Origin of the sequence: Achromobacter pestifer (assembly GCF_013267355.1) — a bacterium.
GTDB classification, from domain to species: domain Bacteria; phylum Pseudomonadota; class Gammaproteobacteria; order Burkholderiales; family Burkholderiaceae_B; genus Achromobacter; species Achromobacter pestifer_A.
Genome location: NZ_CP053985.1, coordinates 3,423,727 through 3,438,859, shown reverse-complemented (window position 1 = coordinate 3,438,859; position 15,133 = coordinate 3,423,727). Strand labels below are relative to the sequence as shown.

At 66.2% G+C, this 15,133-nt stretch carries 14 protein-coding genes; 8 read left to right on the top strand and 6 right to left on the bottom strand.

The window, feature by feature from the left end; translation table 11 throughout:
- From FOC84_RS16605 to FOC84_RS16570, 8 genes are all read left to right on the top strand, one after another.
- On the top strand, nucleotides 1-981 hold the full coding sequence (locus tag FOC84_RS16605; RefSeq protein ID WP_173145377.1) for a branched-chain amino acid ABC transporter permease: 981 nt from the start codon (nucleotides 1-3) through the stop codon (nucleotides 979-981).
- Nucleotides 978-1,757: an ABC transporter ATP-binding protein gene (locus FOC84_RS16600; protein ID WP_173145376.1), complete on the top strand. Its 780-nt coding sequence runs from the start codon at nucleotides 978-980 to the stop codon at nucleotides 1,755-1,757. The genes FOC84_RS16605 and FOC84_RS16600 overlap by 4 nt, the downstream gene beginning before the upstream one ends.
- A complete protein-coding gene (locus FOC84_RS16595; RefSeq protein ID WP_173145375.1) occupies nucleotides 1,744-2,439 on the top strand; it encodes an ABC transporter ATP-binding protein in 696 nt (231 codons plus the stop codon). Before FOC84_RS16600 ends, FOC84_RS16595 begins: the two co-directional genes overlap by 14 nt.
- A 19-nt stretch (nucleotides 2,440-2,458) precedes the next feature.
- Nucleotides 2,459-3,787 (top strand): aspartate aminotransferase family protein, encoded by a 1,329-nt coding sequence (locus FOC84_RS16590; RefSeq protein ID WP_173145374.1) that lies wholly within the window; start codon nucleotides 2,459-2,461, stop codon nucleotides 3,785-3,787.
- Complete coding sequence (locus tag FOC84_RS16585) at nucleotides 3,784-5,802, top strand: hydantoinase/oxoprolinase family protein (protein WP_173145373.1); 2,019 nt, start codon at nucleotides 3,784-3,786, stop codon at nucleotides 5,800-5,802. The genes FOC84_RS16590 and FOC84_RS16585 overlap by 4 nt, the downstream gene beginning before the upstream one ends.
- A gap of 15 nt (nucleotides 5,803-5,817) precedes the next feature.
- Nucleotides 5,818-7,458 carry a hydantoinase B/oxoprolinase family protein gene (locus FOC84_RS16580; RefSeq protein WP_173145372.1) on the top strand — a complete coding sequence of 547 codons (1,641 nt, stop codon included), beginning with the start codon at nucleotides 5,818-5,820 and terminating at the stop codon, nucleotides 7,456-7,458.
- Nucleotides 7,459-7,854: 396 nt separating this feature from the next.
- Nucleotides 7,855-8,871, top strand: a complete 1,017-nt coding sequence (locus FOC84_RS16575; protein ID WP_173145371.1) for a cyclase family protein — start codon at nucleotides 7,855-7,857, stop codon at nucleotides 8,869-8,871.
- A 55-nt stretch (nucleotides 8,872-8,926) separates the two neighbouring features.
- Nucleotides 8,927-9,898 carry a Bug family tripartite tricarboxylate transporter substrate binding protein gene (locus FOC84_RS16570; protein ID WP_173145370.1) on the top strand — a complete coding sequence of 324 codons (972 nt, stop codon included), beginning with the start codon at nucleotides 8,927-8,929 and terminating at the stop codon, nucleotides 9,896-9,898.
- Between the two features lie 24 nt (nucleotides 9,899-9,922).
- Here FOC84_RS16570 and FOC84_RS16565 read toward each other — a convergent pair whose 3' ends face one another.
- From FOC84_RS16565 to FOC84_RS16540, 6 genes are read right to left on the bottom strand one after another with little or no spacing between them, the layout of a single operon-like run.
- The gene (locus FOC84_RS16565; protein ID WP_173145369.1) at nucleotides 9,923-11,002 is read right to left on the bottom strand and encodes an NAD-dependent epimerase/dehydratase family protein; all 1,080 of its coding nucleotides are present in this window, start codon (nucleotides 11,000-11,002) and stop codon (nucleotides 9,923-9,925) included.
- The gene (locus FOC84_RS16560) at nucleotides 11,002-11,868 is read right to left on the bottom strand and encodes a MaoC/PaaZ C-terminal domain-containing protein (protein ID WP_173145368.1); all 867 of its coding nucleotides are present in this window, start codon (nucleotides 11,866-11,868) and stop codon (nucleotides 11,002-11,004) included. The genes FOC84_RS16565 and FOC84_RS16560 overlap by 1 nt, the downstream gene beginning before the upstream one ends.
- A 7-nt stretch (nucleotides 11,869-11,875) precedes the next feature.
- Nucleotides 11,876-13,027, bottom strand: coding sequence for a thiolase (locus FOC84_RS16555; protein ID WP_173145367.1), 1,152 nt, complete (start codon nucleotides 13,025-13,027; stop codon nucleotides 11,876-11,878).
- Nucleotides 13,024-13,407: a Zn-ribbon domain-containing OB-fold protein gene (locus tag FOC84_RS16550; RefSeq protein ID WP_173145366.1), complete on the bottom strand. Its 384-nt coding sequence runs from the start codon at nucleotides 13,405-13,407 to the stop codon at nucleotides 13,024-13,026. Before FOC84_RS16550 ends, FOC84_RS16555 begins: the two co-directional genes overlap by 4 nt.
- Before the next feature lie 3 nt (nucleotides 13,408-13,410).
- A complete protein-coding gene (locus FOC84_RS16545; protein ID WP_173145365.1) occupies nucleotides 13,411-14,193 on the bottom strand; it encodes a crotonase/enoyl-CoA hydratase family protein in 783 nt (260 codons plus the stop codon).
- Between the two features lie 18 nt (nucleotides 14,194-14,211).
- Nucleotides 14,212-14,973 (bottom strand): SDR family NAD(P)-dependent oxidoreductase, encoded by a 762-nt coding sequence (locus FOC84_RS16540; RefSeq protein WP_173145364.1) that lies wholly within the window; start codon nucleotides 14,971-14,973, stop codon nucleotides 14,212-14,214.
- Nucleotides 14,974-15,133: the final 160 nt, after the last annotated feature.

Sequence of the window (15,133 nt, the reverse complement as noted above, 5' to 3'; positions counted from 1 at the left end):
ATGAAACGATCCCATCTGCTCTGCGGCCTGGCTGTCCTGGCGTTGGCCGCCGCCCTGCCCCTCTACACGCAGGGCTATGGCAACCGCCTTGCCAACACCGCCGTCATCTCGGCCATTGCCGTCATCGGCTTGAACTTCGTGTTCGGCTATGCCGGCCTCATCTCGCTCGCGCACGCCGCCTTCATGGGCGTGGCGGCGTACCTGGTGGCCGTCCTGACCACGACGCACGGCTGGAATCCCTGGCTGGCCGCGCTGCTCGCCATCGCCGCCACCTGCCTGGTCTCCTACATCACCGGCCGCATCCTGCTACGCCTGAAAGGGCATTACCTGGCGCTGGCGACCTTGGGGCTGAACGTGAGCTTCACCATCGTCGTTTCCAACTGGATCGACATCACAGGGGGCACCAACGGCATATCCGGCATTGCACCGCTCACGCTGGGCGCCATCAAGCTCGACGACGAACCCAGCTTCTACCTGTTCTCGCTGGCGGTACTGACCTTGCTGGCCTTGCTGGCCGCCCGTATCCGCCACTCCCACGCAGGCCGTACGCTGATGGCGGTGCGCGACGACGAACTGGCCTCGGCCATGACCGGCCTGCCGGTCACCGAGGTCAAGGTCGCTGCCTTCACGCTGGGCGCCGCCTACGCGGCGGTGGCCGGCTGCCTGTTCGCCTTCCACATCCGTTTTGTTTCGCCCGAGGACTTCAACTTCTCGCACTCCATCATCTACCTCGCCATGCTGGTCGTGGGTGGAGAAGGCAGCATCGTCGGAGCGATTCTGGGCGCGGTGAGCGTGACCCTGCTGCCAGAACTGCTGCGTGGCGTCGGCAACGCCTATCTGCTGGTTTTCGGCGTCCTGGTACTGGTCATTCTGATCGTGTTGCCCCGTGGCCTGATCAGCCTCATCGATCCTGCCACCTACCGCCGGCGCGGCAAGCGCCGCGGCCGTCGCGCAGTCGTCCACGGAGGCAGCCTGTCATGACCCTCATGCGAGTAGAGAACATCAGCAAGCACTATGGCGGCGTGCAGGCGCTCACGAACGTCAGCCTGGAGATAGGCGCCAACCAGTTCTACGCCATCATTGGCCCGAACGGCGCCGGCAAGAGTACCTTGCTCAATGTCATGACGGGCCTGGTGCCGCCCACGTCTGGCCAGGTCAGCTTCGACGGCAAGGTGCTGACGGGATTACCCACGCACGCCATCATCCACGCGGGCATAGGCCGGATCTTTCAAAGCGGCCGGTTGTTCACACGCCTCAGCGTGCTGGAAAACGTCATGCTCGGCGCGGCGATGCGCGACCCGCGCTCGCTCAGCGCGCTGTTGCTGCGACCCAGGTCCACCCGGGAGCGCGAACGCGCCGCCCGTGAAGCCGCCTACGACACCTTGCGCCAGTTCGACTTGCACACGCTAGCCGACCGCAGCATAGGTTCGCTTTCCTACGGCAACCGCCGCCTGGTCGAAATGGCCAGGGTCATGGTGGCGCGGCCACGGCTATTGCTGCTGGACGAGCCGGCGGCCGGCCTGAATTCCGGCGAAGTCGAGCAACTGATGGATTTGTTGCGGCGCCTGCGCGAGCAGCACCGGCTTTCCGTCGTGCTGATCGAGCACAACATGGGCATGGTGATGCGGCTGGCCGAGAACGTGGCAGTGCTCAACTTCGGCGCCAAGCTGGCCGAGGGCACGCCCGCCGAGGTGCAATCGGATCCCGCGGTGCTCGAAGCCTATCTTGGAGGAGGCTACCAGCATGTTGCAGTGTAGAAACCTGGGCGCCGCCTACGGCGACATCGTCGCGTTGCGCGGCATCGATCTGGATGTGCGCGCCGGCGAGGCGGTGGCGCTGATCGGCGTCAACGGCGCCGGAAAAACCACGCTGCTGCGCGCGATCTCCGGATTGCTTCCCACCACGGGCGAACTGAATTTCGACGGCCGCTCCCTGGACACCGTGCCGATCCAGCGCCGCGTCAAAGCGGGCATTGCGCATGTTCCGGAAGGCCGGCGGATTTTTCCAGGCCTGACCGTGAAGGAAAACCTGGAAGTCGGAGGTTCGGTGCGCGGCGGCGGAACGAGCGACGACTTCGACCGCATTTACGACCTCTTTCCGCGCCTGAAGGAGCGGGCCAGCCAACTGGGCTGGTCCCTGTCCGGCGGCGAACAACAGATGCTGGCCATCGGCCGCGCCCTGATGGCCCGCCCCCGCCTGCTCCTGCTGGATGAACCTTCCCTCGGCCTGGCCCCACGCCTGGCCGAAGAAGTCTATGCCCGCATCGCCCGCATCAACGAGGGCGGCATGACCGTCCTGCTGGTCGAGCAAAACACCGTGCTCGCGCTCGGCGTGGCCAACCGCGGCTATGTCCTCGAAAACGGCAGCATCGTACTGACCGACAGCGCCGAGACATTGCGTCTACACCCGCGGGTCCGGGACGCCTACCTGGGCCGCTAATTCCTGCTTGAGAGAAACCATGTATCCCGATCCTTCCTCCCGTTCACAGGCGTTGCACACGCGCGCCAAGCACACCCTGCCCGGCGGCAATACCCGCACGACCGTCTATCTGTCGCCCTACCCCGTCTACGCCGCGCACGGCGCCGGCTGCCGCGTCCATGACGTCGACGGCAATGAGTTGATCGACTGCATCAACAATTTCACCGCGCTTGTCCACGGCCATGCGCACCCGGCGCTGGCCGCGGCAGCGCACCGCCAGATCGACCTGGGCACCGCCTTCGGCATGCCGACCGAAAGCGAAATCGCGCTGGCCGAACTGCTGGCCGAGCGCGTGCCGGGCATCGAACACATCCGCTTCACCAACTCCGGCACCGAAGCCGTGATGATGGCGCTGAAGGCCGCCCGCGCCTATACCGGACGGCCCAAGATCGCCAAGGTCGAGGGGGCTTATCACGGCTCCTATGATCATGCCGAAACCAGTCTGGATGCGAGCCCCGCGAACTGGGGCGACGCATCCGCGCCGGCCTCCGTCGCGCACTCCCAAGGCACTCCCCAAGGCGTGACGGCCGACGTCGTGGTTCTACCCTTCAACGACTGCCAGGCGACCGAGGCCCTGCTGCGCGCGCACGGAGCCAATCTGGCGGGCGTGCTGATAGACCTGCTGCCCAATCGGGTCGGCCTGATTCCCGCCAGCGCCGAATACCTGCGCATGCTGCGCCGGGTGACGACGGAACTGGGCATATTGCTGATCGTCGACGAAGTCATCACGCTGCGCCTGGGGCCCGGCGGCGCGCAATCGCGGCTGGGCGTCACTCCCGATCTCACCACGGTGGGAAAAATCATGGGCGGCGGCTTCCCCGTCGGAGGCGTGGCCGGACGCGCGGACGTGATGGCGGTCTTCGATCCCAGCGCCGGACGTCCGGCGGTGCCCCACGGCGGCACCTTCTCGGCCAATCCGGTCAGCATGGTGAGCGGGCTTGCCGCCATGCAATTGCTGGATGAGGCTGCCTATGCTCAGCTCGACCGCCACGGCGACATGTTGCGGCGGGGACTGAACCAGGCCTTTGCCGACGCCGGCATCGCAGGCCAGGCCACCGGACTGGGATCGCTGGTCAAACTGCATTTGAAAGCGGAGACGCTGACCAGCTACCGCGACGCCTACCCCAACCCGGAACAGGCCCGGGCCATGGCGCGTTTCAACCGCGAAATGCTCAACCGCGGCGTGCTGATGGCCAGCTATGGGCTCATCGCCCTGTCCACGCCCATGCGGGACCAGGACATCGCCCAGATCATCGAAACCGCGCATGATGCGCTCAATGTTCTGCGCCGCGAGGAGGTGCTGGCATGACTGTCACCGTAGGCATAGACGTAGGCGGCACCTTCACCGACCTCATCCTGGTGGATGACGAATCCGGCGCGGTGCGCATCTCCAAGGTTCCCAGCACGCTGGAGAACCAGGCCTTTGGCGTGCTGGAGGCGCTGCGCCGCACCGAGATCCCCCTGGAACGGGTGGACAGCATCGTCCACGGCACTACCACCACCACCAACGCCGTGCTGGAACGCAAGCTCGCCAAGGTCGGCTTGATCACCACCGACGGATTCCGCGACGTGCTCGAACTGGGCCGGCGCACTCGGCCGCACGCTTACGGGCTGACGGGCAGCTTCGTGCCGCTGATTCCCCGCGAGCTGCGACGCGAGGTGGCCGAACGCATGGACGCCCAAGGCAATGTGCTGACGCCGCTGGACGAAAGCGCATTCGTGGCCCGGGTACAGGAACTGGCGCAGACCGGCGCGGAAGCCCTGGTCATACATTTCCTGCACAGCTACGCCAATCCCGCCCACGAGCTGCGCGCCCTGGAACTGGCGCGCCAGCACTGGCCGAACGACTACATCACCGCCGGCCACACCATCATTTCCGAGTTCCGCGAGTTCGAGCGCGGCACCGCTGCCGCCGTCAACGCCTCGGTCCAACCGATCCTGGACCGCTACATCGACCGCTTGCAGAGCAGCCTCACCGCAGCCGGCTTTCGCAACGACCTGCTGGTGATGCAGGGCAATGGCGGGACCGTATCGGCGCGCACCATCTCGCGCGCGGCCATCAACACCGTCATGTCCGGGCCCGCTTCGGGCGTCATGGCCGCGGCGTATTCCGGCCGGATGTCGGGCTACCCGAACCTGATCACCTACGACATGGGCGGCACGTCCTCTGACGTCGCACTCATCGAAAACAGCGTACCCAAGGTATCCAGCGAGCTGGAGCTGGAGTACGGCATGCCTCTGCACGTGCCAATGGTCGATGTCCATACCGTCGGCGCGGGCGGCGGCTCCATTGCCCGCGTGCAGGCCGGGGGCCTGTTGCGCGTCGGGCCCGACAGCGCGGGCGCCCGCCCCGGCCCCATCTGCTATGGACGCGGCGGCGAACTGCCGACGTTGACCGACGCCAATCTGGTGCTCGGCCGCCTCGACCCCGAGCGGCTGCTCGCCGTCGACCGCGCGGTCACCGTGGACGAAGTGGCCGCGCGCATCGAGGAGAGCATCGGCCGCCCCCTTGGACTGGACGCCGTGCAGGCCGCGGCGGCCATCCTGCAGATCGGCAACAACAACATGGCCGGCGCCGTGCGCCTGGTCAGCCTCGCCCGCGGCTATGACCCCCGCGACTTCGCGCTCTTCGCCTTCGGCGGCGCCGGACCGCTGCACGCCGTCGCGCTGGCGCGCGAACTCGCCGTACCGACCGTGCTCATTCCCGTGCGGCCGGGCCTGACCAACGCCCTGGGTTGCCTGGTGGCCGACGTGCGGCATGACTTCGTCAAGTCATTCAACCGGCCGCTCAAGGATCTGACGGACGCCGATCTGCAAACCTGCCTGCACGACCAGATCGCCTTGGGGCATGCCGCCATCGAGCGCGACGGCATCGCCGTCTCCGGCATCGAGATCTTCCATCACGCGCAGATGCAGTTCCAGGGCCAAAGCCATCTGCTGACGGTGCCCGTGGAAACCGGCGCCGCCACGGTCGCGCAACTGCAGGAGGCGTTCGCCCGCGCCTACTGGCAACGGTTCCAGGTCGAACTTTCCGAATTGCGACCGGTGCTGGTGACGCTGGACACCAGCCTCGTCGGCAAGCGCCATGCCATATCGCTGGACTCGCTGCGCAGCAAGGGAACGCAGGCCACTGCGCCACGGCGCCGTCCGGTGTGGTTCGCCGAGACCGGCTGGACCGACACGCCCATCTACGCACGCGAGCACATCCCCGCCGAAGGTCTCAGCGGGCCCGCCATCATCGAACAGCTGGACGCCACCACCGTCATCGACCCCGGCGCGCATGCCCGCGGCGACGGCTACGGCAACCTCATCATCACTCTCTAGGGCGGATGCCTTCCCATGACCCACCTCGACCCCGTCACGCTGACCGTCATCCAGAGCGGGCTGCACCAGGTATGCAATGAAATGGACCTGGCGCATTGCCGCGCAGCCTTCTCGCCCATCATTTCGGAATCTCAGGACCGATCCAACGGCATCTACCACCGCGACAGCGGCGACCTGATCGCCCAAGGAGAGCTGGGCCTGCCCATCTTCGTGGGCACCATGCAGTTTTCCACCCAGGCCGTGATCGCGCGGGCCAAGAATATCGCCCCCGGCGACATCTTCATGGTCAACGATCCCTACCTGGGTGGGACTCACCTGATGGACGTGCGTTTCGTCAAACCCTACTTCTATCGCGGCAAGCTCTACGCCTGGCTCGCCAACACCGGCCACTGGCCCGACATGGGCGGCATGGTACCCGGCGGATTCTCCGCCCACGCCACCGAGATCGAGCAGGAAGGACTGCGCCTGCCGCCGGTCAAGCTCTACAAGAAGGGGGAGCTGGATCCGGAGATCCTTTCCATCCTCATGTCCAATATCCGCATCTCCGAGCAGCGCATCGGCGATATCAAGGCCCAGGCCGCCGCGCTGGCCATCGGCGAACGCCGGCTGACACAGCTGCTGGACCGGTACGGCCAGGACACCGTCGACGCGGCTGTCGAAGAACTCAAGCGTCAGGCGTCCGTCCAGACGCGCGCCGTGATCGCCGCCATTCCTGACGGCGAATACATTGGACAGGCCTTTCTGGACTCCGATGGCGTCCAGGATCAACCGCTGAAAGTGTCGGTGCGCATCCGCAAGGAAGGCGAACTCATGCACTTCGATCTGAGCGAATCCAGCCCGCCCTGCGCCGGCCCCATGAACAGCGTCATTGCCACGACGCGCTCGTCCATCTACCTGGCGATCAAGCACGTTTTCCCCGAACTTCCCATCAATGCGGGCCTGTTCGAACCGCTGCGCATCGAGGATCCCGAAGGCACCTTCCTCTATGCGAAGTATCCCCGGCCGGTGTCGGGCTGCGCCGCGGAAGTCAGCCAGCGCATCGCCGAAGCCGTGTTTGACGCCTTGCAGAAAGCGATCCCTGAACGTCTGTTCGCCGCGCCTGCCGGCACCACCGCCAACCTTGCGATCGGCGGGGATGATCCCATGCACGGGCGCTCCTACGTCATGTACGTCATCTCGGGCGGCGGCTACGGCGGCCATCCCGCAGGCGATGGGCTGACCAACGGCTGCTCCACCATCGGCATATCCAAGGCGGCGCCAGTCGAGGTCCAGGAGCAGCTGTACCCGGTGCTCTTCGAACGCTACGCCATACACGAAGGATCCGGCGGACTGGGCGAGTTTCGCGGCGGCATGGGCATCCATTACCGCATCCGCCTGCGAGCGGGTTCGGCGCGCGCCTCCATGGTCATGGACCACGGAAAATTCGGCCCGCCCGGCGCGGCGGGCGGCAAGGAAGGCGGCCGCACCCGCGTCACGGTCTATCGCGACGGCGCGGCCTATGTGCCCGCGCATGTCTCCAAGGATCAGGGGATCGTCATGCAGGCCGGCGACGTGATCGAGGTCTATACGCCTGGCGGCGGCGGCTATGGCGATCCCGCGCGGCGCTCGGCGCGCGCCCGCGAGAACGATATGCGGCAGGGCTACTACCCGGGCTGACGCGACCTGCGCGGCAGCGTTTACTGCCGCGCTCATCCAGCGCCCGATCGCGCCGCGCACTCCCTCGCGATTCCCGGCTGTTTTCCCCGCATGCCTCGCCCGCCCATGAGCGCGACGCCGCGCCCGATGGGGGCTCATCCTTGCCTGCTCCGAAATCACCATCAGCCGCCGGCATCGCTGCCCCGCCCATGAAGATACCAATAGGTATTTTCATAAAATCAACATTAAATGGAATTTTTCCGCAGTAAATTGCCTTTATTCTAAATGGCAAAGCCATGGTTGACACTAAAACATACCGAATGGTATGTTTGAAAAAAATGCCACCGAACCGAAGGAGACAATCGGCTGACGGTCGGCACGCAGGCTCACCAACCCATGGCAAGGATGTCTAAGAATATGGATACCCCACGTTGGAAGCAGCGTCCGGAGGGATCGAATTGGGGAGATTTCGGCCCTGACGATCAGATCGGACGCATGAATCTGCTCACTCCGAAAACGCGTTTGCGCGCGTTCCGCGAGGTGCAGGAAGGCCAGGCGTTTTGCCTCAGCCTGCCGCTGGACTATCCTGGCGGGAACACCTTGTTCCAGCACCGCCGGGAACCGCAATTCTCTTACGACAAGCGCGGCGAAGGTCACAATTACAACTACCGACTGTCACACGTCTGCCCCTGCTTCAACGATATCGTGTCGGACGATGCCGTCCTCATGTTCCTGCAGTACTCGACCCAATGGGACGGGCTCGGCCACGTCGGACAGATGTTCGACGCGAACGGCGACGGTCTTCCAGAAAAGGTCTATTACAACGGCTATCGCGCGGGCCTGGACGTCATCGGACCCGATGACGCGAAAACCGGGTTGGGAGCCAAAGCCATCGGCATCGAACGCATGGCCACCGCCGGCATCCAGGGACGCGGCGTGCTGGTCGACCTGGAACGTCGCTACGGGCGCGAGCGCGCGCTGATCGGCTATGACGAGCTGATGGCGGCCCTGGACGGCACCGAAGTGCTGCCGGGCGATTTCCTCTGCCTATATACCGGCTTTGCCGACCTGATCATGGAAATGAACAAGCAGCCGGACGGAGAGGTCCTGGCGCGCTCATGCGCCGTGCTGGACGGTCGCGACGAGCGCCTGCTGCAGTGGATCACCGACTCTGGCATCGTGGCGATCTGCGCCGACAACTTCGCGGTGGAGGCCTATCCCGCCGCGCCCGGAAAAGGCGAACATTATCCCGGCCTGCCCCTGCACGCGCATTGCCTGTTCAAACTCGGATTGCATCTGGGCGAACTCTGGTACTTCGCGGAACTGGCGCAATGGCTGCGCGAGCATGGACGCAGCACATTCCTGCTGACCGCGCCGCCCCTGCGCCTGCCCGGCGCGGTGGGCTCGCCCGTCACGCCCGTCGCCACCGTCTGAAGCCGGCCGCGGGCGCGACGCCCCGGCTCTCACCCCCCTTTTTCCGGAGACCGCAATGCTGAATCGCATTCCGGCCTGGGCCGTCCTTGCCCTGGCCAGCCTCGCCCCGCTGGCGCAGGCCGCCCCAAGCTACCCCGACAAACCCGTCACCCTCGTGATCCCCTTCCCGCCCGGCGGCACCAGCGACGTGGTGGGCCGTCAACTTGCCATGCAGCTGGGCGAGGAACTGGGAGGAACCTTCGTCGTCAACAACAAGGCTGGCGCATCCAGCACGATCGGAGCCACCTTCGTTGCGCGCGCCCCCAAGGACGGATACACCTTGCTGCTCTCTTCGGGCAGCACCTTTACAGTCACGCCGCACTTGATGACCAAGATCTCCTACACGCTGGACGATTTTGCGCCCGTCTCGGCCGTCGCCACGGTGCCCTTCGCCTTCGTGGTGAAGAAGGACTTCGCCGCGCAGACCGTGGCCGAGTATGCAGCTTACGCCAAAGCCCATCCGGGCAAGGTCAACAACGCCACCAACGGCCTGGGCAGCATGGTGCATCTGCTTGGCGAACTGGCCGCCACCGGCATGGGCGTGGAAGTGACTCAAGTGCACTACAAGGGCGCGGCCCCGGCCACCGTGGACATGATAGGCGGCGTGGTCGACTCCAACGTGGAAGCGCTCACCAGCGCCGTTCCCAACGTGCGCGCCGGGCAGTATCGTGCGCTCGCCGTGTTGAGCGCGCAGCGCCAGCCGCTGCTGCCGGACGTACCCACGTTCGCCGAACTGGGGTATCCGGACGTGGTGGGCGAAACTTGGTATGCGGTGTTCGCTCCGGCGGGCACGCCGGCGCCCGTGATCGAGCGGCTCAATGCGGCCCTGCGCAAGATCACGGCTTCGGAGCAGTTCGTGCGCACCATGCAGCAGATCGGCAACCAGCCGCGCAGCAGCAGTCCGGCGGAGCTGCGCGACATCACCCAGCGCGAAAGCCAGCGCTGGGGCGCACTGATCGAGAAGTTGAAGATCCCGCCCGTGCAGTAGGCGGCGGAATCGCGGGCGCCCTGCTCAATGCGGCAAGTAGCCGAGCGCCTGCATCTTGCGCAGATGTTCCAGCACCGAAACCTCGCTGTCGATGCAGTCGCCAAAGCCCGCCTGACGCAACTTGATGGTGGACACCAGCGGCGGGAATGGCAAGGGGTGCTGGGCCGACCAGGTCGCGTCCGCGTATTGCCATGACAGCCCGATCAGGTCCGACAGTTCGCCCACCCGCAACCCTTCGCGCCGCGCCATGTCGCGCCATACCTGGGCCTCGGCCGGCATGGCCTGGCGCATGCGGGTCTGCACCAAGGCTCCGCCAGGCATGCCAAAGAATTCCGCGAGACGCTCGAACAGATGACGCCAGGCCATCACATCGCCGTTGGCGATATTGAACACCTCGCCCCATGCCTGCGGCGCCTCCCAGGCCCATTCGACCGCGCGGGCGATCAGGCGCGCGTCGGTGCACTCCGTCAGCAGCTCCGGATGCCCGGGATAGGCCAGCGCCTGGCCCGACTCTCTCAATAACGTGGCATAGGCGCCCAGCGTCGCCACCGGGTTCATGGCGCTGCCCAGAGCCACGCCGAGCACGATCTGCGGGCGGAATATCGTCCATCCGAAGCCTTGCCGCCGCGCCTGACGCTCCAGCAGGTCCTGTTGATCGAAGTAGAAATTGGCATGGTCGCGCACGGCATCCTGCTCGCGCGCGGGTATGCGCATGGCCCGACCGGTATGCACGCCGTAAGCCTTGGTGCCCTGCATCAGGGTCACATGTGCCAGCGGCGCGCGGTCCAGTGCGGCCAGCGTATTGACCAGCATCCGCGTATTGATCGTGACGTTCTCCGGATCCCGCCATCCCTTGAGCAGATCTGGCTGCTCGTTCAGGGCGGCATAGACCAGGTGGGTCACATCTCCGTGGCCCGCCAAAGCATGCCGCGTCGCTTGCTCGTCGCGCAGATCGGCCGCGATCCAGACCGCGTCCGCGGCAAAGTCGGCCGCCCGCCGCGACAGCCCCGCGCACAGGACTTCTGGCCGGCCATGCAGATGCTCCATCACCGCCCGCCCCACCACACCCAGTGCGCCCACCACCAGCACTTTCTTTTTTGTCATCACGACTCTCCGAATTCGAACGTGCCGTTGTCGATGGCGACCTCATCGCGCCGCGCTGCCACGACACGGAAACGCGCCAGCCCCGGCCGCTCTAGCCAGACATCGATTCGCAACAGCTCGCCGGGATAGACCGGCGCGCGGAACCGTCCACTCATGGCACAAACCCGTTGCGGCGCGCCAGGGCAGCAATGGCGCACCAGGCCCAGTCCTGCCACGCCAAAACTCGCCATGCCATGCAGGATCGGCCGGTCGAAGCCCGCCTGCCGCGCGGTCGCGGGATCGATATGCAGGGGATTCAGGTCTGCCGACAGTCGGTAGATGAGAGCGGCCTGCGGCGAAGTGGGGCAGTCGACGCGGGCGTCGGGCTCGCGATCCGGCAGCGCCCGCGGCGCCGGTCGCACCGATGCCAGGCCGCCGAAACCGCCATCGGCGCGGCAGAACACCGTCTGCTGCAGGGTCGCCAGCAGGGCCCCATCGCCAGCATCGAACAGATCGCGCTCCACGTACAGCAAGGCGCCCTTGCCCATCCCCTTGTCCGCCAGATCGACGATACGGGTGACGCTCGTTACCCGCCCCTGGGCGGCAAGAGGCCGGTGCAGACGTATGGACTGCTCGCCATGCACCGCCCGCCGCCAGTCCAGCCCCAGCGGCAGGTCGCGCAGCCAGAAGCCTGGGTCCGCCAGCACATTGACCTGGGTCGGCTGGACCCGCAGGCGGGTTTCGTCGAGGTAGGCCAGCTCCTCCTCGCCGACGGGATTCATACCGGCGCCTAGCGCCAGGGCGTACAGCGCGCAATCGCGCCAGTTGTAATCCTGGCTGCACTCAGGGATGCGCGCGGCCAGCAATGCTGCAGGGTCGATGGGCATGAAAACCTCACAATGCGTCGGCGGTGCCGAGTATGGCCGTGGCCTGACTGGACAGCACGCCGCCGTTGGCATGCGCCAGCGACACCTGCACATCCGGCACCTGCCGCTCGCCCGCCTCGCCGCGCAACTGCTGCACCGATTCCAGCAAGGTGTACAGGCCGTACATGCCGGGATGGTTGCAGGACAACCCGCCGCCGTTGGTGTTGACCGCCAGCGAGCCGCCCGGCGCAATGGCGCCGCTGGCGACGAAGGCGCCGCCCTCCCCCTTGGCGCAAAAGCCCAGATCCTCCAGGAACAGGATCGTGTTGATGGTGAATGCGTCATAGACCATGAGATGGCCGATGTCGCGCGGCGACAGTCCGGCCATCGCATAGACGCGCCGCCCCGACTCGACCGCGCAGGTGGCGGCCAGATCCGGCATGGCGGAAATCTGCCTGTGACTGGTCGCCACGCCGGTTCCCAGCACATAGACCGGCGGCCGGCGCAGGTCGCGCGCGCGCTCCGCGCGCACCAGCGCCACGGCGGCGCCGCCATCGGTCACCAGGCAGCAATCCGCCTTGCTGAGCGGGTCGCTGACCATGCGCGAGGCCAGCACATCCGCGCGGGTCAACGGGCCGCGCACGTAAGCATCGGGGTTGCGCTGCGCCCACAGGCGCGCCGCCACGGCCACGTCCGCCAGTTGCTCGCGCGTGGTCCCGTACTGGTGCATGTGCCGCGCGGCGGCTAGCGCATAACTGGAGATCGGATAACGCGGCGCGAAGGGCGCCTCGTAAGGCTGCGGATCCGGCATGGAAGCCAGCTTGCCGCCCGCGGTCAGCTGATTCGAGCCATAGCAGATCAGGGCGACATCGCACAGCCCGGTTTCCAACGCGGCCATCGCCGATTGCAGGTGGAACAGGAAGGACGCGCCGCCCACCATCGTGCCATCCGCCTGGCGCGGCTGGATACCCAGCCGCTCCGCCACGTTCAGCACCGGCAGGCCGGACGTGGACATGGCGCAGTACAGGCCATCCACGTCCTTCACGCCCAGGCCGCAGTCTTCCAGCGCCAGGATCGCCGCCTCCTGCAACTGATCAAAGGGGGAACGGCCGGGCGCATTCCAGCGCCGCGTATTGCCTATGCCGGCAATCGCGCAGCGGCCCCGCAAGCGGGCGTTCATGAGCGTGCTCCCTGAGCGTCGAACACAATGTAGTGCCCGTCATCCCCCGCGACGATGCGTGCGCGCACCCGCGAACCGATGACTGGGGCGTCCACGCCCTCGACGCGACTCATCATCCGCGCCCCGCCTTCCACTTCGACCAGCGAGACGTTGTAGTCGCCGCCGCGGTCGCGCACCTTGGTGGTCGAATACACCACGCCAGCGCCCGGCGACTCACGCCACGTCAGACGTGGACTGCCGCAGGCGCGGCATACCAACGCGGGCGGAAAGCGCACGCTGGCGCAGTCGTCGCAGTGCTGCAACAGGATGCGGCCTTCCTGCAGACCGGCCTGATGGCGGACGTCGGGCCCAGGCCCGTCAAAACGCGCGTCGGCTGCCATGTCTCACCTCCCCTGCCAGACAGGCGCGCGCTTTTCGGCAAAGGCGGCGGAGCCTTCGCGCGCATCGGCAGACGTGAAGACATGCTCGGTCAGCTCGGCCTGACGGCTCCAGACCTCGTCCGCCGGCCAGCCTTGCGACGCCACGATGACGCGCTTGCTGGCGGCCACGGCCTGCGGCCCGTTGGCGACGATGCGGCGCGCCAGCTCCCGCGCGCGTTCCAGCGCTTCACCAGGCGCGCTCACCTGATTGATCAGACCGTAGCCCAGGGCCCGCGTCGCGGGAAACATGTCGCCAGTCAAGGCCAGTTCCATGGCCACCCGGTAAGGCAGTTGGCGCGGCAGGCGCACCAGCCCACCCGCCGTGGCGGCGAGTCCGCGTTTGACTTCGGGAACGCCGAACTGCGCGTTTTCCGCCGCGACCACCATATCGCAGGCCAGCACCAGCTCGAATCCGCCCGCCAGGGCATACCCTTCGACGGCCGCGATGAGCGGTTTTTTTGGCGGCCGCATGGTCAGGCCGCCGAATCCGCGCCCGTCGATGCTGGGCCGTTCGCCGCGCAGAAAGCCTTTCAAGTCCATCCCGGCGCAAAAGGAGCCGCCGGCGCCCGTCAGGATGCCGATGCGCAGATCGTCGCGGCGGTCCAGCTCATCCACGGCCGCGGCAATGGCGCGCGCCACGGCCAGTGTCACTGCATTGCGCGCCTGCGGACGGTTGAGGGTGATCGTCAGGATTCCTTCGCTGCTCTCCAGCAGTACCTCATCGTTTTCTGTCTTCGCTTCGGTCATCGGTATCTCCTCTTGGTATCAGCGCGAGGCCATCCGCAGGGCGCCGTCCAGACGGATGGTTTCGCCATTGAGCATGGGGTTGGCAATGATGTGTTCGGCCAGCAAGGCGTACTCTGCCGGCGTGCCCAGACGCGCCGGGTGCGGCACCGACGCGGACAGGGTCTTGCGGGCCTCGTCGGATACGCGTGCCAACATGGGCGTATCGAAAATTCCGGGTGCAATGGTGCAGACACGGATGGCCTTGCTGGCCAGGTCGCGCGCCGCTACGAGGGTCATGCCCACGACGCCTGCCTTGGATGAGGCGTAGCCGATCTGGCCGATCTGGCCTTCGTAGGCAGCCACCGAAGCCGTCAGGATGCAAACGCCCCGCTCGCCTTCATCGTCCACCGGGTTGCGCGCCATATGCGCCGCCGCCACGCGCAGGGTATTGAAAGTTCCGATCAGATTGATGCGGACAATGTCCGTGTAGGTCTCCAGCGACCCTGGATTTCCCTCCTTGTCGATGAGGCGCACCGGTCCGCCGCGGCCGGCGCAATGCACCAGCACCCGCAAGGGACCGAGCGCCGCGGCCAGTTCGCAGGCGGCCTGCACGTCAGTCTCGAGGGTGACGTCGGCCGGCGAGAACCGCGCCCCGATCTCGCCGGCGGCGGCCGCGCCGGCAGAGCCTGGCAGATCCGCGATCACCACCTTCATGCCCAGGGCGACCAGGCGTTGCGCCGTCGCCAAGCCCAGCCCGGAAGCGCCGCCAGTCACCAGCGCGCTGCTGCCTTCTGTCTTCATGCCATAGCCCTCAGTGCCGAAAAAAGAAAACCCCATCATACATACCGACCAGTATCCACTCAATAAAAACAAACCAACCTGATTTTTACCTAGGGAAAATGCCTAGAATGAAATTTCAAATCTTAAGTTGACCATCAAAAATACCGAATGGTATGTTTGC

Bases quoted from the DNA above. Each gene is read 5' to 3' on its own strand.
- FOC84_RS16580 (WP_173145372.1), top strand. From the start codon at position 5,818: ATGACCCACCTCGACCCCGTCACGCTGACCGTCATCCAGAGCGGGCTG.
- FOC84_RS16555 (WP_173145367.1), bottom strand. From the start codon at position 13,027: ATGAACGCCCGCTTGCGGGGCCGCTGCGCGATTGCCGGCATAGGCAAT.
- FOC84_RS16550 (WP_173145366.1), bottom strand. From the start codon at position 13,407: ATGGCAGCCGACGCGCGTTTTGACGGGCCTGGGCCCGACGTCCGCCAT.
- FOC84_RS16595 (WP_173145375.1), top strand. From the start codon at position 1,744: ATGTTGCAGTGTAGAAACCTGGGCGCCGCCTACGGCGACATCGTCGCG.
- FOC84_RS16545 (WP_173145365.1), bottom strand. From the start codon at position 14,193: ATGACCGAAGCGAAGACAGAAAACGATGAGGTACTGCTGGAGAGCAGC.
- FOC84_RS16560 (WP_173145368.1), bottom strand. From the start codon at position 11,868: ATGCCCATCGACCCTGCAGCATTGCTGGCCGCGCGCATCCCTGAGTGC.
- FOC84_RS16590 (WP_173145374.1), top strand. From the start codon at position 2,459: ATGTATCCCGATCCTTCCTCCCGTTCACAGGCGTTGCACACGCGCGCC.
- FOC84_RS16570 (WP_173145370.1), top strand. From the start codon at position 8,927: ATGCTGAATCGCATTCCGGCCTGGGCCGTCCTTGCCCTGGCCAGCCTC.
- FOC84_RS16600 (WP_173145376.1), top strand. From the start codon at position 978: ATGACCCTCATGCGAGTAGAGAACATCAGCAAGCACTATGGCGGCGTG.
- FOC84_RS16605 (WP_173145377.1), top strand. From the start codon at position 1: ATGAAACGATCCCATCTGCTCTGCGGCCTGGCTGTCCTGGCGTTGGCC.
- FOC84_RS16565 (WP_173145369.1), bottom strand. From the start codon at position 11,002: ATGACAAAAAAGAAAGTGCTGGTGGTGGGCGCACTGGGTGTGGTGGGG.
- FOC84_RS16585 (WP_173145373.1), top strand. From the start codon at position 3,784: ATGACTGTCACCGTAGGCATAGACGTAGGCGGCACCTTCACCGACCTC.
- FOC84_RS16540 (WP_173145364.1), bottom strand. From the start codon at position 14,973: ATGAAGACAGAAGGCAGCAGCGCGCTGGTGACTGGCGGCGCTTCCGGG.
- FOC84_RS16575 (WP_173145371.1), top strand. From the start codon at position 7,855: ATGGATACCCCACGTTGGAAGCAGCGTCCGGAGGGATCGAATTGGGGA.